Genomic DNA, 18,740 nt, shown 5'->3' on the forward strand with positions numbered 1-18,740 from the left:
CTTCGCCGTTCATAGCCGCCGTCCCCTGCCGGGAATCAGGATCATCGCGAAATACGGGCCGGTCTGGTCGGCCTGATCGCGCAAGGGGACGATGCGTTCGGCTTCCATGGTGCCGCGCTCCACATAGATCGCGCGGTCCAGAAGGCCGGCAGCAGTGACCGCCCGGCGCACCTTCGCCAAGTTGCGGCCCACCTTCATGATGACGGCGGCGTCGCAGGCGCCGAGACGCTCGGCAAGCGCCTCTTCAGAGAGGGTGCCCGGCAGCACCGAGAGGATGTCGTCGCCCCAGGTGATAGGGACATTGGCGCGGGTCCAGCAGCCCGACATGCCGGTCACGCCGGGAACGACCTCGACGGGGAAATCGCCTTCCAGCCGGTGCCACATATGCATGAAGGAGCTGTAGAAGAAGGGATCGCCCTCGGCGAGCAAGCCAACGGAGCGGCCGGTGGCCAGCGCCTCACCGATCTGCTGGGCGGTCTCGCCGTAGAAGCCGGAGATCGCGTCGCGATAGGTCGGGTCGGCGACGGCAATCTCGTCGGTGTAGGGGTATTCGAACTTCAGCTCGGCGCAGGTCTCGCCGAGGAGCGGGGCGACGATGGTCCGCGCATTGCCGGCCCGGCCGCGCTTAGAGAAATAGGCCACGACATCGACGGAGCGCAGGAGGCCGGCGCCGCGCAAGGTGAGATAGCGCACGTCGCCCGGGCCGACCCCGATGCCGTAGAGCGTCCCTGGTTGGGCCGTGCCCGCGATGGCGTCGAGGGCGCTCATTCCACCTCGCTCGCAAGTGCGTTCACGGCGGCGGCGGCGATGGCGCTCCCGCCCTTGCGGCCCGTCACGATGAGAGAGGGGACGCGACCATATTCGACCAGGGCCTCTTTCGATTCCGCCGCGCCGACGAAGCCCACGGGCACGCCGATGATGGCGGCGGGTTTCGGCGCGCCGTCCTCCAGCATCTCCAGGAGACGGAACAGCGCCGTCGGGGCATTGCCGATGGCGACGACGGCGCCTTCCAGCTTCGGCCGCCACAGCTCCAGGGCGGCGGCGGAGCGGGTCGTGCCCATCTCTTCGGCGAGCTCCGGCACGGAAGGATCGGAGAGGGTGCAGATCACGTCGTTATCGGCGGGTAGGCGCTTCCGCGTGACCCCATGGGCGACCATCTGGGCATCACAGAGGATCGGCGCGCCCCGGAGAAGGGCATTGCGGGCCGCGTCGGCAAAATCCGGCGACATGACGATCTCCGGCGCGATCTCCACCATGCCGGTGGCATGGATGATGCGGACCGCGACCTTCTCGGCCTGGCCTGAGAAGCGCGAGAGGTCCGCTTCGCTGCGGATGATGGCGAAGGAGTTCCGGTAGATTTCGGCGCCGTCGCGGATATAGGCGTGGGATGAGACCATGGTCCGGCGGTCCTAGAGCGTTTCGAGAAGCTGCGGCAAGCGCGAAAGCCCGCTCCGCGGCACCACGGCGCGGGGCGGGGCATCGGCCGTGGCGTACCGGTTCAGCCCGCAGCCATCGTCGGTCCCCACCACGACGAGTTCAGCGGGGGCAGACCGCGCGCAGCCCTTGGCGCAACCGGAGACGTGGCATGAGCCTATGCCTAGACGCTGCAGGTGAGGGGCGAGATCGCGGGCGATCTGCCTCGTATCGATATAGCCCTGACGGCAGCCGGGTGCGCCGGTGCACGCATCGATCGCCAGGAGCGGATCGTTCGCATCGAGGATGCAGCCGGTCTCGGCGGCGATCCCGGCGAGGGCATCCGCCGCGGCGGGATCGGGCAAGGGGATGTAGAGGGTTCGCCAGGGCGAGAGCCGTATTTCGGGAACCGCCAGCTTCTCGGCGGCGTCCGTGAACCGCTGCAAGGCTTCCGCCTCGATCCGTCCGAATGGCGCCGCCATGGCGAAGGCGAAAGCATCTCCGCCGTCAGACAGGCAGCCCAGCGCGCGGCTCGGAGCAACGATGTCCGGAGCGTTCTGCAGGGCCGGCAGGCGTCTCGCGAGGGCATCGCGGAGGCGGCTGTAATCGGCCGCGGGCCGCTCCCGAAGGCGTCCTTGCGCTCCGCCCAACATCTCCAAATAGAGCCGCGCGGTCTCGGCCGCCATGTCCGCAGCTTCTTCGGGCGCGGTCACGCCGGCCCAATCGACGCCGTCGCGCCGGTCGAGGCCAATCGCGATCAGGGGGCTACCATCCTGGACGATGGCGCAGAGCCGGATGTCGGCACGTTCGTGGGCGATGGAGAAGGCGCCGCCGCCATCGACGCTGAAGCCGAACTTGCCAGGAAGCTGCCAGAGCTGCGGGTCGCCGATGAGACGAGCCTCGAGGGCCCGCGCGATCGGGCGCGGATCGAGGATTTCGCTCGGATCGACGCCCCCGAGCGCCCCCACCATCACGTTGCGGACGGATTCGGCCTCCGCGCTGTCATCCAGGAGGTCTGCCGCGGCAAGTGCTTCCCAAAGGGCGGGCAAATCCTCTTCGCGCAGGCCGCGGAGCTGGAGATTGGCGCGGCGGGTCAGGTCGATCTGCCCGTTGCCGAACCGGCGCGCCAGACCGGCGATCACGCGAAGCGCCGCGAGGGTGAATGCGCCGCAACGCGGACGAAGCCGCACGATCAGCCCGTCGCCGCTTTCCATAGGTCGCAGCGCGCCGGGGCACCAGCCGCGCGGTTCGGGCTTCGCGCGCGCTTCCTCTCGGGGATCGATCCTGGCGGGGGCTGCGCTCATTCGGCGGCCTCCCGGGGCGGTCCCTCACGCGTGGGCCTGCGCGCCTCGCCGAGCTCTTGGTGCACGGCGTTCCGCTTTGGGCTCCAAAGACCGCGCGCCAGGAGATCGTTCAGCCGATCGAGCATGCTTGCCAGGGCGTCCGGGTTCGCATGGGCGATGGCGGTTCTGGTCTCCGCGTCGGCGATCAAGGCCTCATGCACCTCGTCGAAGAGATGTCCCGGCACGGATTCGGTCCCGGCGGCGAAGGCATAAAGAGCGTCCACGGCTTGCGCCATCTCGGCGACGCCGCGATGGCCGTGGGTCAGCATGCAGGCGATCCAGCGCGGATTGGTGAGGCGGCCCCGCACGACGCGGGCGATCTCCTCCGAGACGGTCCGGGTGACCGGCGTATCCGGCTTGCTCGTGTCGAGGTGATACAGGGCAGGGGATTTGTCGCCGAGACTGGCGGCGGCCGCTGCGAAGCCACCGACAAAATCGGCGATCCCGTCGCCGTCGAGCAGGTCGCGCTCCCGATCATCCTGAGGATGGACGAGGGCGTCCGTCCCGGCGATGCGGGCGGCGAAATCGTGGCGCGCCGCGGTGCGGGATTCACCCGGACCGTACGCGTAGCTGCCGGCCGCCAGATAGGCTTCGGCGAGATCGGCGCGCGTGGACCAGTCGGAATCCAGCGCTCTGTCTGTCATGCCGGCGCCATAGCTTCCAGGCGCCCCGCCAAAGATGCGCGACAGGCTTTCGCCGTTCTTCCGCGCGGCGGCGAGCGGGTTCCATTCGTCCTCCTCGTCGCGCTCGGCGACCTTCCGCACAGCCATGTCGAACAGGGCGATCTGTGCCGGAAAGATGTCCCGGAACAGACCTGAGATGCGCAAGGTGACGTCGATACGCGGACGGTCGAGCTTCGCCAGGGGCAGGACCTCGATGCCTGTCACGCGGTTGGAGCGGGGATCCCATTGGGGGCGCACGCCGAGATAGGCCAGGGCCTGGGCAAGGTCGTCGCCGCCGGTCCGCAAGGAGGCGGAGGCCCAAAGATCGAGCATCAAAGCGCCAGGGTATTCGCCCTGGTCCTGAAGGTGGCGCCGGATCACATCGTCCGCGGCGCGGGCCCCGATGGTGGTGGCGATGCGGGTCGGGATCGCGCGCGGGTCGATGGTGGTGAGGTTGCGGCCCGTGGGCAAAATATCGAGACGTCCGCGGGTGGGCGCCCCTGCAGGACCTGGCGGCACCCGGCGGCCGTCCAGGGCCGCGAGGAGGCCATGGCGCTCGGCTTCGGCGCTTTCGGCGATCAGCCTCTCCAGCCAGTCCTTGGTCACGCTTTCAGCCGACGAGCCCATGGAGGCCAGCGTCGCATCGGCCAGCCTTGCCGCGGCTTCCGTCTCCGGCGCCTGGCCGAAGACGTGGAGGCTGTCACGGATGGCGAGGTCCTTGATGTCGCAAAGCTGGGCGTCGAGCTTGGCGATCGCTTCGCGGGGGACGTCGTCGCGGGAGAGGCCGCAATCCTCTGCGAGACCAGTGCGCCAGGCGACGTCGAGAATCTCCGCTTCCAGCAGCGGCATCCGGCGGCGGTCGACGCCGTCGGCCTCCATATACTCCTCGATCAACCCTTCCATCTCCGCCATCGCCCCGTGCAGCCCGGCTTCGCTGAGCGGCGGAGTGAGATGGCCGATGGTCACGGCGGAGATGCGGCGCTTGGCCTGCACCGCCTCGCCGGGATTGTTCACGATGAAGGGATAGATGACGGGCAGGGGGCCGAGCACCGCTTCGGGCAGACAGGCGCGGGACAGGGCGATGGCGTTGCCGGGCAGCCATTCGAGGGTGCCGTGGGTGCCCAGATGGATCAGAGCGTCGATCTTCTCGGCCTCGCGGAGCGCCAAATAGAGCGCGGCATAGCCGTGGCGGGGCGGACAATCGGGATCGTGATAGCCTTGCTTGCGATCAGTGAGCGATCCTCGATCGGGTTGGAGCACGATGGTGAGCTTGCCGGCGCGCAGGCAAGGAAAGCTGAATTCGCCGCCGCCGAAGCGCGGATCCTCCTCCGGCGCGCCCCAGGCATCTGAGATCCGGCCTGCCGCCTCCGGATTCCGTTCCATCCATTGGCGGTAACTGGCCAGCGAAACCCTGAGCGTTTCCTGGGGCTCTGCCGCCGTCAGAAGCGGGACGATCTCTTCGGCAGGCCAGTCGGCGCCGGCCGTGTCGTAGCCCGCTTCAGCGAGCATCTCCGCGATGGACGTCACGCTCGCCGCGGTGTCGAGACCGCAGGCATAGCCTGTGCGGCCGCCTCTTGCGGGATAGTCGGAGATCATCAGAGCAAGGCGCCGGTCGGCCGCGGCCGTGTTGCGCAGCTTGGCCCAACGAGACGCGAGCGCTGCGACATACTCGATCCGGTCCGGCACCGGAGCGTGCATGGTGGCCGAGTATTGCAGCGCCTCGTCCGCTTCCCGCTCTTCCTTGAAGGAGATGGTCCGGGTGAACAGCCGGCCGTCGAGCTCCGGCAGGACCACGTTCATGGCGAGGTCGCTGGGAGAGAGGCCGCGGGCGGCTTCGGTCCAGGCGTCGTGGGTCGAGCCTGCCATGGCGACCTGCAGAACGGGGGCGTCGGCGCCGTCGAGCACCGTGGTGTCGTCCTCGCGCCGCGCGGAGAAAGCGGTGGCGTTCAGGATCACCGAAGGCTTGGTCCGGGCTATCAACTCCTCGACCGTGTCGGCGGCGTTCGGATCCTTCAGGCTGGTGACGGCAAGGGCGAGGGCGTTCAGGCCCTGGCCTTCCAGAGCCGTCATAAGCTGGGCGATGGGCGCCGCGTCGGCCGCCATGAGGTTGGCGCGGTAAAACAGGATGAGAGCGGTCGGCTTTGCGGGATCGGCCGTGAGCAATGCGGGATCGGCCATGGCGCCGTCGCGGTGCATGGCGATGGATGGGCCTAGCGCCACCGGTTCCGCAGCGTCGATCTCCTGGCCGAGCAGGTTCGCGGCCAGCCTCAGGGCGTTGCCGAGATTCTCGGGGCCGCCTTCGCGGAAATACCGGTCGAACCGGGCCACCGCATTCTCCGGCGCCGTGCAAAGCTCGGCGAGACGCGGGTCGGGTCGGTCGTCGCCGGGAAGCGCCACGAAGTGGATGCCCTTGGCGCGGGCCACTTTGGCGATGCTTTCGAAGCCGTAGCGCCAGTAGTCGAGCCCGCCGATGCCGCGAATGACGACCAGCCGCGCGCCCGCGATCACCGTCTCGATATAGACGTCTACCGACATGGGATGGCGCAGACGCTTCAAATTGGCCAGGCGAAGAGAAGGCAATTCATCGTGCGCCGCGGACCACGCGGAGGCGAGGGCCGAGAGATCGCTGTCAGAAAAGGAGAGCACGACGATGTCCGCCGGGGTTTGCTCCAGATCGACGGCGGTCTCGACCTCGTCGAGGGTTGCAGTCTCTGTGGCGAGCAGATGCATGCGGTAGAGCTTACTCCCCGGCGATGGATCGTGCGATTGCGTCCTGGTCCAGCCCCTTCTGGCCGATCACGACGAGGCGGCCTTGGCGCGCCTCGTCTGCCCGCCAGGGCCGGTCGAATTGCTGTTGGATGCGCGCGCCCACGCCCTGCACCAGAAGCCGCATGGGCTTGCCTGCGATATCGAGAAAGCCCTTCACCCGCAGAATGTCGTGGTCGCCGGTGACGGCGGCAATGCGGGCGATCATCTCGTCGGCCTGTGAGACCTGGGGGAGGTCGAGCACGAAGCTCTCGAAATCGTCGTGGTCGTGCTCGCCCTCGGCATCGTGGTGAGACGGCCGGGCGGCGAGATCTGCCTCGGCCGCGGCGCCCAGCCCCAGAAGCACGCCCGCATCGATTCTTGCCCCTTCGGTCTCGACGATCTTCACTTCCCGGGGCACGGTCTCCTTGATCTCGCGGGCGACCTTGGCCCGTGCCTCTCCATCCATCAGGTCGGTCTTGTTGAGAACGATCAGGTCCGCGCAGAGAAGCTGGTCTTCATAGACCTCCTCCAGCGGGTTCTCGTGATCGATGGAGCTGTCCTCGCTGCGCTGGGCAGCCAGCGCCTCGGTGTCGTCGGCAAAGCGGCCGGCGGCCACGGCGGGGCCGTCCACCACGGCAATCACCCCGTCGACGGTGACGCGGGACGCGATGGCCGGCCAGTTGAACGCTTGGACGAGGGGCTTGGGAAGAGCGAGCCCGGAGGTTTCGATGACGATATGCTCCGGCGGCTCGGCCATGGCGAGGAGACCTTCCAAGGCGGGAACGAAATCGTCCGCCACGGTGCAGCAGATGCAGCCGTTGGAAAGCTCCACGATGCTGTCTTCCGAGCAGTTCTCGATGCCGCAGCCTTCAAGGATGTCGCGGTCGATGCCGACATCGCCGAACTCGTTGATCAGTATGGCGACGCGTCGCTTTCCGGCGGTCTCCAGCACATGGCGGAGCAGGGTGGTCTTCCCCGCGCCGAGAAATCCGGTGACGATGCTGCAGGGAATCTTCGCGAGATTCGACATGATGCCTCCAAATCCGATCGTGTTCCGCCCGGCGGGCGATGGCAGCCTCTAAGCGTCGGCGGGCGCCAGCCTGGGCCACCAAAAGCCGACGAGAAATCCGGTCAGGCCCCAGAGGGCGGCATGCACGCCGAGGGAGGCGCCGGTGAACTCGGCCGCAAGATAGGCCGGCACATCGCTATCGACCGGTCCGTCAAGATGGGGTGCGCCCCAGATATGTGGGGCCAGCAAGAGGGCCACGCCCAACGCCTTTGCCCAGCCGTGCTCGGAACGCAGGATCAACCAGAGCCCCCCAGCCGTGCACAGCGCGGTGGCGAACCACCAGGACTGGCGGCTGACCAGATCCGCCGCCGGCATACCGGGCAGTTCGGGCGCAGACCCATGGCGGGTGCCAGCCCCGTGGCGACGAAGCCCGCCCCCGCCCAGGCGACGGCCGACCGCTCGGTGATGCGGTCGCCGACAAACAGCATTCCCGCCAGAAGCACCAGGGCCAGGCCGATGGCTGTACCGATCGTGGCGATGCCGGTGAAGATGGTGCGCTCCCACCCGTCGGCCGGCATCCACATACCGCCACCTTCCTCGGAATGGACCGGGATGAGAGCGGCATGGTCGCTTGGCTCAAAGACGGCGTTGCTCAGGCGGGCGGGCGCTGTCGGGGCGATCTGACCGTGCTCGTGGGAATGATCGTGGACGTGACCGCCTTCGAAGCCCTCGGCCTCGAGAATGAGCGGGGTGGTGGTGAAAGCCTGCAGAATCGCAATGGCAAGCCCGGCCAGGAGGCCAGCCAGCAGCCCCGCCGCAAGAACGCGCGAAATCATGTAGGCCCCCTAGTGGCAGGGGAAGCCGAGCGCGTGGCGGGTGTCGTGAGCTGCGTTGTGAAGAGCGCTCGGATGGGCGAACCCGGTCGTGAAGACCAGGGACATTCCGAGGGCCAGCGCCACCATCGCAGCGGTCAGCACACCGGCACGGTCAGCGCTGCTGGTGGTGACGGAATGAGCGATGGAATTATCGATATGGGTCGTCATAACTGCCTCCTTGGCCACCCCTCCGGGGCCTCACAGTGTCGAACACATGGAACGGCAGGTCTCCTGGCTCTCGGGTCTTCGCATCCGGCCACCTTCCCGGGTCTTCCCAGTGGTGTCATGGCCTGACGCTCGCCGATTACAGTTGCGGGGGCAGCTGCGGTCTTTGCCTCGGGGCAGCACCGCATTCCCTTTCAATCCCTTGCGGGGAACCGTCCTAGTCTTGATAAGGGGTCGCTCCTGCGGCCGTCAACCGAATTTGCCTTCGCTGGATTTGTCTTCGCCATGACCCGTTCTAGCCTTCCCCGATTGACCCTCGTTCTGGGCGGTGCCCGCTCCGGCAAGAGCCGGTATGCGGAGGATCTGCTGCGGCAGGTCCCGCCGCCCTGGCGATATGTGGCCACGGCCGAGGCACGGGATGAGGAGATGGAAACGAGGCTGGAAGCCCATCGCGCCCGGCGCGGTGCCGAATGGCGAACGGTGGAGGCGCCTCTCTACCTGGTGGCCGCCATTGAGGAGGCCGGCGACGCCCCCCTCTTGATCGACTGTCTCACCCTTTGGCTGACCAATGCCATGCTCGCGGAGCGCGATCTCGAAAACGAGACCGAAGCGCTCCTGGGAGCCTTGGGGGCTGCACGCGGGCCGGTGATCGCCGTATCCAACGAGGTGGGGCTCGGCATCGTGCCGGAGACACCGCTCGGCCGCCGCTTCCGCGATGCGCAAGGTATTCTCAACCAGCGGGTGGCGGCGTGCGCGGATCGCGTCGTGCTAATGACGGCGGGGATTCCCCTGACCGTGAAGCCGCAAGAGACCGGAGGCAGACGATGAGTGACACGCCCCAAGATTCAGAGCGCCACAAGCAGAAAATGGCCAACCGCAAGGCGGTTCAAGACGCCGAGGTGGCGGGCAAGACGATCGAGAAGGGCCTGCTGATCGTCAACACCGGCAAGGGCAAGGGGAAGTCGACCGCCGCTTTCGGCCTGCTCCTTCGCGCGCTCGGCCGCGGGCTGCGAATCGGGGTCGTTCAGTTCGGCAAGGGCGCGTGGGACACGGGCGAGAAGAAAGCCGTCGAAGCCTTCGGCGACCAGGTGGTCTGGCACACCCTGGGCGAGGGGTTCACCTGGGAGACCCAGGACCGGGAACGCGATGTGGCTGCGGCGGAACGGGCGTGGGGCAAGGCCCAGGAGCTCATGGACGATCCCTCCATCCGGATGCTGATCCTCGACGAGCTCAATATCTCGCTCCGCTACGGCCATCTCGATCTGGCGAAAGTGCTTCCGGTCCTCCAGGCACGGCGCGGCGATCTCCACATCGTCGTCACCGGGCGCAACGCGAAGCCGGAGCTCATCGAAGCGGCGGATCTCGTCACGGAGATGACGCCGGTGAAGCATCATTTCGATGCCGGGGTGAAGGCCCAGGAAGGCATCGAATTCTGATGGCGGCAGCGTCCCGATGAAAGCCATCATGTTCCAAGGCACGGGGTCCGATGTCGGCAAGTCGCTGCTCGTGGCCGGCTTCTCCCGCGTGTTCCGGCGGCGTGGACTGAAGGTCGCGCCATTCAAGCCCCAGAACATGTCGAACAATGCTGCGGTCACGGCGGACGGTGGCGAGATCGGGCGGGCCCAGGCACTCCAGGCGCGGGCCGCCGGACTTCCCTTGAGCGTTCATATGAACCCGGTGCTGCTGAAGCCCCAGAGCGATATCGGCGCTCAGGTCGTGGTCCAGGGCAAGGTCATGGGCACCGCCAAGGCCAGCGCCTATCAGTCCCTCAAGCCGAAGCTTATGGCGGCGGTGCTGAACAGTTTCGAGCGCTTAGGCGCAGACGCCGATCTCGTTCTGGTCGAGGGGGCGGGCTCCCCGGCGGAGGTCAATCTCCGCGCCAACGATATCGCCAATATGGGCTTCGCCCGCACGGCGGATGTGCCGGTGGTCCTGATCGGGGATATCGACCGTGGCGGGGTAATCGCGAGCCTGGTGGGCACCAAGACGGTGATCGATCCGGCCGATGCCGAACAGATCGCCGGTTTCCTGGTGAACAAGTTCCGGGGCGACCCGGCGCTCTTCGCCGACGGTATGACGCATATCGCAGAGCTCACCGGCTGGCGGGCGTTGGGGCTGATTCCGTACCTGCATGCCGCCCAGCGGCTCCCGGAGGAAGATGCGCTCGGTGTGAAGGCCCGGCCCGCCGGCGCCAAGGGGAACAAGGTTCGCATCGCGGTGCTGGCCTATCCGCGGATTTCGAACTTCGACGATTTCGATCCGCTTGCCCAGGAGCCGGGGGTCGATCTTGTCTATCTCAATCCGGGCACGCCTGTTCCAGGCGATGCGGATTTGGTGATCCTGCCGGGGTCGAAGGCGACCATCGCCGATCTGAGGGCGCTGCGGGAGACGGGATGGGATATCGATCTCGCCGCTCATCTGCGCCGCGGCGGACAAGTGCTCGGCATTTGCGGCGGCTATCAGATGCTGGGCAGGAAGATCTCCGATCCTGAAGGGATCGAAGGCGAGCCGGGCAGCATAAAGGGCCTCGGCCTGCTCGACGTGAAGACGCTGCTCACGCGCGAGAAGCTCCTCCACGACGTCACCGGGAAGGCCTTCGTGTCGGGCCTGCCGTTCAAAGGCTACGAGATGCATGTGGGCCGGACGGGCGGACCGGACTGCGCACGGCCCATGCTTCTGTTCGCCGACGGGCGGGAAGATGGGGCTTCGAACCCGGCGGGCAATGTGCAGGGATGCCATGTGCATGGGCTGTTCACCGACGATGGCCAGCGGGGCGCCTGGCTGGAGCGGCTGGGGGCCGGACCGTCGGCGGCCAGCTACGAAGCGGAGATTGACGCCGCGCTGGACGCGCTGGCGGATCATCTGGAGCGACACGTGGATTGCGATGCGCTCCTGAGTCTCGCCCGTGAGCCTCGCCTCAAAGGCTGACGAGAAGAAGCGCCAGCAGACCCACCACCGTCGCCTGGAGCAGGGCAGCCGTCCGGAACAGGATCAGGGCACGCCTGACGTCCGATGAATCTGCATCCGCCCGGCCGTCGCCCATCCAGTGATCTTCAACCGTCTTGCCGCCATAGACACGGGGGCCCGCCAGGCGCAATCCGAGCGCGCCGGCCATGGCGGCTTCCGGCCAGCCCGCATTGGGCGAACGGTGGCGACCGGCATCGCGCCGGACGGAGCGGAGCGCGCCGGCACCATCCGCCCAGGGCAGCAGCGCCGCCGCGGCAGCCAGGGAAACGGCCGTGATGCGGGAGGCGGGCAGGTTCGCTAGATCGTCCAGCCGCGCCGATGCCCAGCCGAAGGATTCGTAGCGCGCGTTCCGATGCCCGATCATGCTGTCGGCGGTGTTGACGGTCTTGTAGAGGGCGGCGCCCGGCAGGCCGGCGATCACCATCCAGAAGGCCGGGGCCGTCACGCCGTCGGAGAAATTCTCAGCAAGGCTCTCGATGGCGGCACGGGCGATGGCGTGGCTGTCGAGGCCTTGCGGATCACGGCCGACGATGCGGGAAACGGCTCGGCGGGCCTCGTGGAGGGATCCACCGTCCAGGGCGGCGGCCACCGCGGCGACGTGGTCGTCGAGGCTCCGCTGGGCGATGAGGCTGCTCGCGAAGAGACCCAAGAGAACGAGAGCGACCGGGCTCGGGAGCAGCCAATCCAGTGCAAGGACCAGGCAGAGGGTTGCGGCCAGAACCACCGTGAGACAGAGGAGGAGGGTGCCGAGTCCCGCCAGTCGCCTGGCTTCGGCGCTTCGGTCGGGACCGTTCCAGCGCTGCTCGCACCATGTTATGAGCCAGCCGATCCAGCTCACTGGATGGCCGATCCGCGCGAACAGCCAGGCCGGGTAGCCGAGGCCGGCATCGAAGGCGAGAGCGAAGAGGGTAAGGAGCGCGAACATGGACGGTCCGGTAGCGGTCGAGCGGACGCAGGAGTTAGCATGACGGTGCGGCCGCCGGAACCTGCGCTGCACGAAGGCGACCTTCACGGCGGCGATCTCGACACCGCGCGGAGTCGTTTTCCGAACGCGCCGACGCCCTGGATCGATCTTTCCACGGGGATCAATCCCCACGCCTATCCGGTCCCGGACTTCGATACGGCAGCGTGGGCGCGTCTTCCGCAAGCGTCAGATGAGCGTGCGCTGACCGAGGCGGCCTGCCGGCGCTACGGCGTTGCGAACGGCGGAATGCTCGTCGCCGCACCGGGCACTCAGACGCTCATCCAGCGGGTTCCGAGGCTTCTGCCGTCCTGTGACGTGGCCGTGCTCGGTCCGACCTATAGCGAGCATGGGAAAGCCTGGCGGCGGGAAGGCCATCGGGTTCGAGAGGTGGGGGATCTCACCGAGATCGGCGAGGCCAGGGCGGTCGTCATCGTTAATCCCAACAACCCGACGGGGCGGATGTTTTCCGTCGAGGAATTGCGCGGCATTGCCGCGGCGCTGGAGGAGCGCAGAGGCCTCCTCGTGATCGACGAGGCTTTCGCAGACGCAATGGATGCCGAGGCGAGCCTCATTCCGCAGCTCCCCCGCTCGTCCATCGTTCTCCGCTCCTTCGGCAAAATGTACGGGTTGCCCGGGGTGCGGCTCGGTTTTGCGGTCGCCGCAGAGGATATCGCCGCAGGGCTGCGCGACGATCTCGGGCCGTGGTCCGTTCCTGTGCCGGCGCTCCAGGTGGGAACCGCCGCTCTCAACGACGACGTTTGGCTCGATGAGATCCGGGAAACCCTGAAGGAGGACGGCTCCCGCCTGGACGGGTTGCTCACTGGATTCGGCTGCGAGATCGTGGGCGCCACGCCGCTGTTCCGGCTCATTGCCCATGACAAAGCGGGAGATGTTGCCCTGGCGCTGGGTGAGGCGGGTGTCTATGTGAGGCAGTTTCCGGAGCATCCGCGCTGGTTGCGGTTCGGCCTGCCGGGAGACGAGGCCGCCTGGCAGCGTCTCCAAGCTGCACTCCACACCTGGTCGGATGATGCATGAGCTCATGCGGCGGCCCGACCCGTTACAGCCGCGCTGCAATCTTGTAGGGAGCCGTTCATGAGTGTCATCACCCAAGCGCCCCGGCTATCGCCCTGCATCGGCGTTTGCCAGCTCGACGACCGCACGGGCTTCTGCCTGGGCTGTGGCCGGACGGGCGACGAGATCGGTGCGTGGGGCGGCCTCGATCCGACAAGCCAGGACGCAATCTGGGCCGAGCTGCCGCAGAGGCTCGAGGCGCTTTCGGTGCGGCTCCGGCTGCTGCCTCTGATGGGCGGCGAATTTGCAGATTGGGTTGCCCGAACCATTCGCGAGGGGCAGGGGACGTGGGTCACCGGCGTGCCGGGGGCGACCGCGGAGTTTCCGGCTTTCGATCAGCCCGCCGAGGTCTTGCACGACGGCGAGACCGTGACGGCTTCCGTGCCGGGGGCGCGCTTCCGGTTGCGCATGCACGAGAAGTTGCGCGCTTTCGCATTCGATGGCGACGGACCGGTCGTGCTCGGCCTGCCGAAGCGCCGGGCGGTTCTCCCGCTTGCCGAATCGTTCACGCGGGTTGGTTCCGACGAGGATGCCATCGCGGGGGAGAATAGGAGCGAAGAGCTGTTCGATTTCGGTCTCGGCCGGTCAGGCCACCGCTTCTGCATCCGGACCGGCGACCCAGATTTCGTTTCGATACTCGATGGCGCCGTCGGCAAGGATTGGGCTGACGTGCTCGCCTCGCTGGGGGCGGAGATTACCCGCGCCAGCCCGACACGAGTCGTGGAGTCGGCCCTGGCACGGATTGAGGTCTTATCGGATATCCCCTCGCCGGATGAGCGTTCGCCCGCCGGACCGCACACGCATTTCCTGCCGGAGTTTTTGGCCTCCGGCGACGATGCGCCCGAGGCGCTGAAGATACCCGAATACGCTTCTCCCATCGCCATCTTCTATCCGGGTGAACCGGCCGCCTAGCGCAGGTCTAGTCGCGATCGCGACGAAGAGGACGAGCAGCAGGAGGCTCTCGGTCACCTCCACGCTTGCGCCGAGGCAATCGCCGGTGATGCCGCCGATCCGGTTCAGCCAATAGAATGAGATCGCCGGCACGATGATGAAGGCGAGCAGGAGCGACGGCGCGAGCCAGAGGCTCAGGATGCCGAGAACAACTCCTTCAGTGGCGACGGTGGGCCAATCGATGGACCAGGAGAAGCGCTCGCCCGTGCCGCCTGCGAGAGGCGGCACCATCAGGCTCCAGATGAGCGGGCCCCAACGGGCCCAGGCCGGGACGAGGAGCAGGGCGGGAAGGAACTCGGGGCCGGCGAGCAGGCCCAGCAGAACCAGCTTCGCCATGAGCTGAACCACGATGGCGATGACGCCGAAGGCGCCGATATGGGGGTCGCGCAGCACCTCCAAGAAGCGTTGGGGCGCCCGGTGAGCGGCGCCAAGCCCATCCGCCACGTCGCCAAGACCGTCGAGATGGAGGGCGCCGGTCACCCAGACCCAGAGGATCAATCCGAAAAGTCCGCCGAGCCACGGCGAGAGCTGTCCACCGAGCCAGACGGCGATGGCAAGCAGGACACCGATGATCAGCCCGACCGCCGGAAACCAGATGGCGGAGCGAGAAAGGTCGTCCTGTCTGAAGTCTCGAATTGGCGGCGTGGGCAGGCGGGTCAGAAACTGGCCGGCATGGCAGAAGCGGCGCCAGTGATCCCGAGCCGCTTCGCGCCACGCGTCGTTTCCTTCCGGCCAGCGCATCATTGTTCCCCGTCTGTCATGAGTCGCCGATTATGGCATCTCCGTCACGGCTGCACGATCTCTACGATCTCGCCCCAGAATCGACCGTCGTCACCCCGGCCGAAGCGCAGGCTGACCCGTGTGCCATAGGCGACCCGTAGGGTCCAGAGATGGGCCAAGGGCAGGGTGCAGGTGACGCCGAGGGCGGCTCGAATCGGTCCGCCATGGGTGACGACCAAGGCCGCGGCGCTCTCGTCCTGCGATTGCGGCGCGGCCGCAAGAAGATCGTCCAGGCCGCTTGCCACCCGTTGGCGCAGATCCTCCCAACTTTCGCCGCCGGGAGGCGGGGGAGCGGTGTCGTCCGCGTAGAAGGCATCGAGCCGCGTTTTGGTGTCGGGATCGTCGCGGAGGGCCGCGATCGGCTGACCGTCCCATTCGCCAACATCCATCTCGGCCCAGTTGGCGTCGATATGGGCGCTCAGCCCGCGCGCCGCCGCGAGGCTTTCGGCAGCCTCCCGCGCCCGGCGCAGCGGCGAGGTCACGATGTGGGGCCAGGACCGCGCCTCCGTCTGGGCTGCGAACTGAGCCCAGCCTGTCGGCGAAAGCGGCGGGTCGGTCCGGCCCAGCAGCAGGCCGGGCGACGCTGTCGCGCCATGGCGGATGAGATCGATCAGCACGGGCCCGAGACGCTCGCCTCCTCGAAGGTCGCCATGCCCGCATGAAGCGCGCAGGCGAGCCGGAGAAGCGGCACCGCAACGGCCGCGCCAGAGCCCTCGCCGAGGCGGAGGCGAAGATCGAGCAGGGGCTCGGCTTCGAGGGCCTGAAGCACGATCTGGTGACCGCGTTCGAAAGAGCGGTGAGAGAAGATCAGCCAGTCCCGGCAGGCGGGGTTTATCCGCGCAGCGGTCAGCGCCGCGGCGGTGACGATGAAGCCGTCCACCAGCACCGGAATACGGGCCTGTGCGGCAGCGATCATGGCCCCGGCCAACGCTGCGATCTCCAGCCCGCCGACCGCCTGCAGCACGGCCAAGGGGTCGGCTAAGGCTCCTGTCAGGCCATGGAGCTGCAACGCATCGGCGATGGTGGCGGCCTTGCGCCGGATGCCCTCGTCATCGAGTCCGGCGCCGGCGCCGACGATCTCCACGGGTGGCAAATCCAGCAATGAAGCGGTAATGGCCGCGGCCGAAGTGGTGTTGCCGATGCCCATCTCCCCGAGCACCAGCACATCCGGTTTGGCATTCGCTGCGCGTTCGACCGCGCGCCGGCCTGCGGCCAGTGCGAAAGCCAGCTCCGCGGCGGTCATGGCGGGTTCGGCGGAGAAGTCGCCTGTGCCTCTTCTTGGTTTGTCGGTGACGACGCCGGGAAGGTCATCCGGGGCGAGGGAACCCGCATCGACAACTTCGAGGGAAGCGTTCAATTCCCGGGAGAGCACGGAGATGGCCGCCCCCCCTTGGATGAAGTTCCCGAGCATCTGAACGGTGACATCCGACGGGTACGGCGAGACGCCCTGCGCCGTGATTCCATGGTCGCCGGCAAAGAGCACGATAGCGACGTTCTCCGCCTTCGGCCGGTCCGTGCCCTGCAGTCCGGCAAGGCGGACGGCCAGGCGCTCTAGTACTCCTAGGGAGCCTGGTGGCTTGGTCAGGGAGGTTTGGCGCGCTTCCGCCCCTTCTTCGTGTGTTTTGGAGGGTTGCGGGCAGGGGTCGCGGAACCAGTCGGCGTCTTTCACCAGATGTCCTTCCTCTCGGCTGAGGGCTGGAATGGATGACAAGGGGGCGCCCGCCGTCAAGGAGACACGTTGGGTCCGTCCCGATTGAACAGGGCCATTGCACTCTCTAAGAGAAGCCGAAGCGGGATTTGCAGGCGGGATTTGCAGGCGCGAACAGCACCGGCGAGGAGAAGGCGTGAAGAAGCTTTTCGTGATCGGCATCGGGACCGGCAATCCGAATCATATGACCGTGCAGGGCATCGAGGCCCTGCAGCGGGCCGATGTGGTGCTGGTGCTCGACAAGGGTGCGGAGAAGTCGGACCTGACCGATCTTCGGAAGGAGATCGTCACCAGGTTCTGCGAAGATAACCCTCCGCGCTGGGTGGAGGCCGAAAGCCCCAAGCGCGATGCGTCAGCCGGCTACAAGCATGGCGTCGACGATTGGCATGGGGCGAAGGCGGCGGCGTTCTCGCGTCTCGTTCGCGAGGATGTGGGCGAGGACGAAACCGCGGCGCTTCTCGTCTGGGGCGATCCCTCCCTCTACGACAGCACCTTGCGGATTCTCGATCGCATGCGGGATGAGGAGGGGCTCGCCTTCGAGCATGCGGTCATCCCCGGGGTCAGCAGCCTTCACGCTCTGGCCGCCGCCCACCGCATCCCTCTCAACGAGATCGGCGAAGCGGTGCTGATCACGACCGGCAGGAAGCTGGCCGAACGTTTCCCGCCGGACGGTACCATCGTCGTCATGCTGGATGGCGGCGCGGGGCTCGACGCGCTGGAGGGCCGCGATTGCCGGATCTGGTGGGGGGCGTATCTCGGCAGCGAGGACGAGGTGCTGATGTCCGGTCCCGTCCCGAAGGTGCTCGCCGAAATCAAGCGCCTGCGCGCCGCCTGCCGAGACCGCAAAGGCTGGATCATGGATATCTATCTGATCCGGCAGGGCGCCGCCGCGCAATCCCGCGACCGCGGTCTTCTGTGATCAGGGCGGCCTCGATGCGCCGAGAAAATGGTGCCGGCTGGAGGATTCGAACCCCCGACCTACTGATTACAAATCAGCCGCTCTACCAACTGAGCTAAGCCGGCATTTGGATGGCGCTTCTGTCGAACCGAAACGTCCTATGCCGCGAAGGAGCGCGACGCGGTCCGACGCACCTTGGATAGCCGGGGAGGCGGGTGGCTTCAAGCGGGAAGGCGCAAGGTGCCCTTGCGTTTGCCCTGGGGTGTCCGCCCAAAGCCCAGCTGCTGCGAGCGTCTGCGCGCGGCGTTTTCACGGTCAGATATGCTTTTCCTTGCGTTGGCATCGATTTTTGCTGCCTCTAGGCGCCATGCGGGCTTCCGTTGGGCTGGCCATCCGCGCTATGTCGCGGAAGACTTGCCCTTTCGGGCGAGGGATCTTGGGATGAGGATCGAAGTTCGGCTGGTCTTGGGCTCTTGGGACAATGTCTGCGGCAGACGGGAATCTCGCCGCAAACGGGGAAGAACAGAGTCGTTTCAAGAGGATGGAAGGATTGAGTGATGCGCCAGGTGAGTGGGCAAGAGAATCGTCGTTTCGGTGGGCTGCGCGCTGCAGCTAAATCGGTTTTTCTGGCCGGAGGGCTCGGCTTGGCGGCAGGCGCTGCGATGCCGGTGCAAGCCCAGTCGATCGCCACGCCGGTGAAGCCGAATGTGAGCTTGCCGGGCGGTGCGTCGTCCCTGACGGAAACCCATGAGGACTGGACGGTCGGGTGCTCGGTTCAGGCGGAGGGCAAGCGCTGCGTGTTCAGCCAGGCGCTCGGCAACAAGCAGACCGGCCAGCGGCTTCTCAGCATGGAGCTTCGCCCGGAAGGGGACGGGATCGAGGGCGTGATCCTCGCGCCGTTCGGGCTGCGCTTGGCCAAGGGCTGACGTTGAAAGTGGACGACAAGGATCAGCTCGGCGAGCCGGTGGGCTTCACCACCTGCGTCGAGGCAGGCTGTGTGGCGCCGGTCACGTTGGACGCGGGCCAGATCGCCAAGCTCTCTTCAGCCGAGACGCTCAGCATCAATGCCGAGAACGGCTCCAGCAGCGAGCCGGTGAAGCTCACCATCTCGCTCAAAGGTTTCGACGAGGCGCGGAAGCGCTCCGCCGAGCTGATGGAGTAGCTTTCGCCGAAGCGGCCGGTGCTG

General features: G+C 67.1%; 17 protein-coding genes, 1 tRNA gene, 2 pseudogenes and 1 riboswitch. Of the genes and pseudogenes, 8 read left to right on the forward strand and 12 right to left on the reverse strand.

Features of this window, described 5'->3' with window-relative positions:
- Nucleotides 1-9: 9 nt before the first annotated feature.
- The 7 genes and pseudogenes from A7A08_RS00400 to A7A08_RS00430 form a co-directional block, all read right to left on the reverse strand.
- Nucleotides 10-768 carry a precorrin-2 C(20)-methyltransferase gene (locus A7A08_RS00400; protein WP_069093598.1) on the reverse strand — a complete coding sequence of 253 codons (759 nt, stop codon included), beginning with the start codon at nucleotides 766-768 and terminating at the stop codon, nucleotides 10-12.
- On the reverse strand, nucleotides 765-1,397 hold the full coding sequence (locus A7A08_RS00405; protein WP_069093599.1) for a precorrin-8X methylmutase: 633 nt from the start codon (nucleotides 1,395-1,397) through the stop codon (nucleotides 765-767). The genes A7A08_RS00400 and A7A08_RS00405 overlap by 4 nt, the downstream gene beginning before the upstream one ends.
- 12 nt (nucleotides 1,398-1,409) lie before the next feature.
- Entirely contained in the window at nucleotides 1,410-2,717 is a 1,308-nt protein-coding gene (cobG, locus tag A7A08_RS00410; protein ID WP_069093600.1) for a precorrin-3B synthase, read from the reverse strand.
- Nucleotides 2,714-6,148 (reverse strand): cobaltochelatase subunit CobN, encoded by a 3,435-nt coding sequence (gene cobN / locus A7A08_RS00415; RefSeq protein WP_069093601.1) that lies wholly within the window; start codon nucleotides 6,146-6,148, stop codon nucleotides 2,714-2,716. Before cobN ends, cobG begins: the two co-directional genes overlap by 4 nt.
- A 10-nt stretch (nucleotides 6,149-6,158) precedes the next feature.
- Complete coding sequence (cobW, locus tag A7A08_RS00420) at nucleotides 6,159-7,196, reverse strand: cobalamin biosynthesis protein CobW (protein ID WP_069093602.1); 1,038 nt, start codon at nucleotides 7,194-7,196, stop codon at nucleotides 6,159-6,161.
- Nucleotides 7,197-7,244: 48 nt separating this feature from the next.
- Nucleotides 7,245-8,011 (reverse strand): annotated as a pseudogene (locus tag A7A08_RS00425) (CbtA family protein).
- 9 nt (nucleotides 8,012-8,020) lie between these two features.
- A complete protein-coding gene (locus A7A08_RS00430; protein WP_069093603.1) occupies nucleotides 8,021-8,218 on the reverse strand; it encodes a CbtB domain-containing protein in 198 nt (65 codons plus the stop codon).
- A gap of 35 nt (nucleotides 8,219-8,253) precedes the next feature.
- Nucleotides 8,254-8,447: riboswitch (cobalamin riboswitch) on the reverse strand.
- A gap of 53 nt (nucleotides 8,448-8,500) precedes the next feature.
- Between A7A08_RS00430 and cobU the strand changes: the two genes are divergently transcribed.
- From cobU to A7A08_RS00445, 3 genes are read left to right on the forward strand one after another with little or no spacing between them, the layout of a single operon-like run.
- Nucleotides 8,501-9,043, forward strand: coding sequence for a bifunctional adenosylcobinamide kinase/adenosylcobinamide-phosphate guanylyltransferase (gene cobU / locus A7A08_RS00435; RefSeq protein ID WP_069093604.1), 543 nt, complete (start codon nucleotides 8,501-8,503; stop codon nucleotides 9,041-9,043).
- Entirely contained in the window at nucleotides 9,040-9,651 is a 612-nt protein-coding gene (cobO, locus tag A7A08_RS00440) for a cob(I)yrinic acid a,c-diamide adenosyltransferase (protein WP_069093605.1), read from the forward strand. The genes cobU and cobO overlap by 4 nt, the downstream gene beginning before the upstream one ends.
- 16 nt (nucleotides 9,652-9,667) lie before the next feature.
- Nucleotides 9,668-11,143 carry a cobyric acid synthase gene (locus A7A08_RS00445; RefSeq protein ID WP_069093606.1) on the forward strand — a complete coding sequence of 492 codons (1,476 nt, stop codon included), beginning with the start codon at nucleotides 9,668-9,670 and terminating at the stop codon, nucleotides 11,141-11,143.
- Here A7A08_RS00445 and cbiB read toward each other — a convergent pair.
- Nucleotides 11,133-12,107 carry an adenosylcobinamide-phosphate synthase CbiB gene (gene cbiB / locus A7A08_RS00450; protein WP_069093607.1) on the reverse strand — a complete coding sequence of 325 codons (975 nt, stop codon included), beginning with the start codon at nucleotides 12,105-12,107 and terminating at the stop codon, nucleotides 11,133-11,135. The genes A7A08_RS00445 and cbiB overlap by 11 nt on opposite strands.
- 39 nt (nucleotides 12,108-12,146) lie before the next feature.
- Here cbiB and cobD point away from each other — a divergent pair, with 39 nt between their 5' ends.
- On the forward strand, nucleotides 12,147-13,181 hold the full coding sequence (gene cobD, locus A7A08_RS00455) for a threonine-phosphate decarboxylase CobD (RefSeq protein WP_069093608.1): 1,035 nt from the start codon (nucleotides 12,147-12,149) through the stop codon (nucleotides 13,179-13,181).
- A 57-nt stretch (nucleotides 13,182-13,238) separates the two neighbouring features.
- The gene (locus A7A08_RS17235) at nucleotides 13,239-14,129 is read left to right on the forward strand and encodes a DUF1289 domain-containing protein (protein ID WP_083226334.1); all 891 of its coding nucleotides are present in this window, start codon (nucleotides 13,239-13,241) and stop codon (nucleotides 14,127-14,129) included.
- Between the two features lie 39 nt (nucleotides 14,130-14,168).
- Here the strand turns inward: A7A08_RS17235 and cobS are convergent.
- The 3 genes and pseudogenes from cobS to cobT all read right to left on the reverse strand — a co-directional run.
- Nucleotides 14,169-14,912, reverse strand: a pseudogene (gene cobS / locus A7A08_RS00465) (adenosylcobinamide-GDP ribazoletransferase); the annotation flags it as partial.
- Between the two features lie 41 nt (nucleotides 14,913-14,953).
- On the reverse strand, nucleotides 14,954-15,565 hold the full coding sequence (locus tag A7A08_RS00470) for a histidine phosphatase family protein (protein WP_069093611.1): 612 nt from the start codon (nucleotides 15,563-15,565) through the stop codon (nucleotides 14,954-14,956).
- Complete coding sequence (gene cobT, locus A7A08_RS00475; RefSeq protein WP_069093612.1) at nucleotides 15,559-16,617, reverse strand: nicotinate-nucleotide--dimethylbenzimidazole phosphoribosyltransferase; 1,059 nt, start codon at nucleotides 16,615-16,617, stop codon at nucleotides 15,559-15,561. Before cobT ends, A7A08_RS00470 begins: the two co-directional genes overlap by 7 nt.
- A 175-nt stretch (nucleotides 16,618-16,792) precedes the next feature.
- Between cobT and cobF the strand changes: the two genes are divergently transcribed.
- Complete coding sequence (gene cobF, locus A7A08_RS00480; RefSeq protein ID WP_069093613.1) at nucleotides 16,793-17,575, forward strand: precorrin-6A synthase (deacetylating); 783 nt, start codon at nucleotides 16,793-16,795, stop codon at nucleotides 17,573-17,575.
- A gap of 28 nt (nucleotides 17,576-17,603) precedes the next feature.
- On the opposite strand, the gene A7A08_RS00485 is transcribed toward cobF, so the two are convergent.
- Nucleotides 17,604-17,679, reverse strand: a tRNA-Thr gene (locus A7A08_RS00485).
- 537 nt (nucleotides 17,680-18,216) lie between these two features.
- Here A7A08_RS00485 and A7A08_RS00490 point away from each other — a divergent pair.
- On the forward strand, nucleotides 18,217-18,480 hold the full coding sequence (locus tag A7A08_RS00490) for an invasion associated locus B family protein (protein WP_069093614.1): 264 nt from the start codon (nucleotides 18,217-18,219) through the stop codon (nucleotides 18,478-18,480).
- A gap of 8 nt (nucleotides 18,481-18,488) precedes the next feature.
- Nucleotides 18,489-18,716 (forward strand): invasion associated locus B family protein, encoded by a 228-nt coding sequence (locus A7A08_RS16085; RefSeq protein WP_245290797.1) that lies wholly within the window; start codon nucleotides 18,489-18,491, stop codon nucleotides 18,714-18,716.
- Nucleotides 18,717-18,740 lie beyond the last annotated feature (24 nt).

Source organism: Methyloligella halotolerans, from assembly GCF_001708935.1.
In the GTDB taxonomy this organism is placed as follows: domain Bacteria; phylum Pseudomonadota; class Alphaproteobacteria; order Rhizobiales; family Methyloligellaceae; genus Methyloligella; species Methyloligella halotolerans.

Bases quoted from the DNA above. Each gene is read 5' to 3' on its own strand.
- A7A08_RS00400 (WP_069093598.1), bottom strand. From the start codon at position 768: ATGAGCGCCCTCGACGCCATCGCGGGCACGGCCCAACCAGGGACGCTC.
- A7A08_RS00405 (WP_069093599.1), bottom strand. From the start codon at position 1,397: ATGGTCTCATCCCACGCCTATATCCGCGACGGCGCCGAAATCTACCGG.
- cobG (WP_069093600.1), bottom strand. From the start codon at position 2,717: ATGAGCGCAGCCCCCGCCAGGATCGATCCCCGAGAGGAAGCGCGCGCG.
- cobN (WP_069093601.1), bottom strand. From the start codon at position 6,148: ATGCATCTGCTCGCCACAGAGACTGCAACCCTCGACGAGGTCGAGACC.
- cobW (WP_069093602.1), bottom strand. From the start codon at position 7,196: ATGTCGAATCTCGCGAAGATTCCCTGCAGCATCGTCACCGGATTTCTC.
- A7A08_RS00430 (WP_069093603.1), bottom strand. From the start codon at position 8,218: ATGACGACCCATATCGATAATTCCATCGCTCATTCCGTCACCACCAGC.
- cobU (WP_069093604.1), top strand. From the start codon at position 8,501: ATGACCCGTTCTAGCCTTCCCCGATTGACCCTCGTTCTGGGCGGTGCC.
- cobO (WP_069093605.1), top strand. From the start codon at position 9,040: ATGAGTGACACGCCCCAAGATTCAGAGCGCCACAAGCAGAAAATGGCC.
- A7A08_RS00445 (WP_069093606.1), top strand. From the start codon at position 9,668: ATGAAAGCCATCATGTTCCAAGGCACGGGGTCCGATGTCGGCAAGTCG.
- cbiB (WP_069093607.1), bottom strand. From the start codon at position 12,107: ATGTTCGCGCTCCTTACCCTCTTCGCTCTCGCCTTCGATGCCGGCCTC.
- cobD (WP_069093608.1), top strand. From the start codon at position 12,147: ATGACGGTGCGGCCGCCGGAACCTGCGCTGCACGAAGGCGACCTTCAC.
- A7A08_RS17235 (WP_083226334.1), top strand. From the start codon at position 13,239: ATGAGTGTCATCACCCAAGCGCCCCGGCTATCGCCCTGCATCGGCGTT.
- A7A08_RS00490 (WP_069093614.1), top strand. From the start codon at position 18,217: ATGCCGGTGCAAGCCCAGTCGATCGCCACGCCGGTGAAGCCGAATGTG.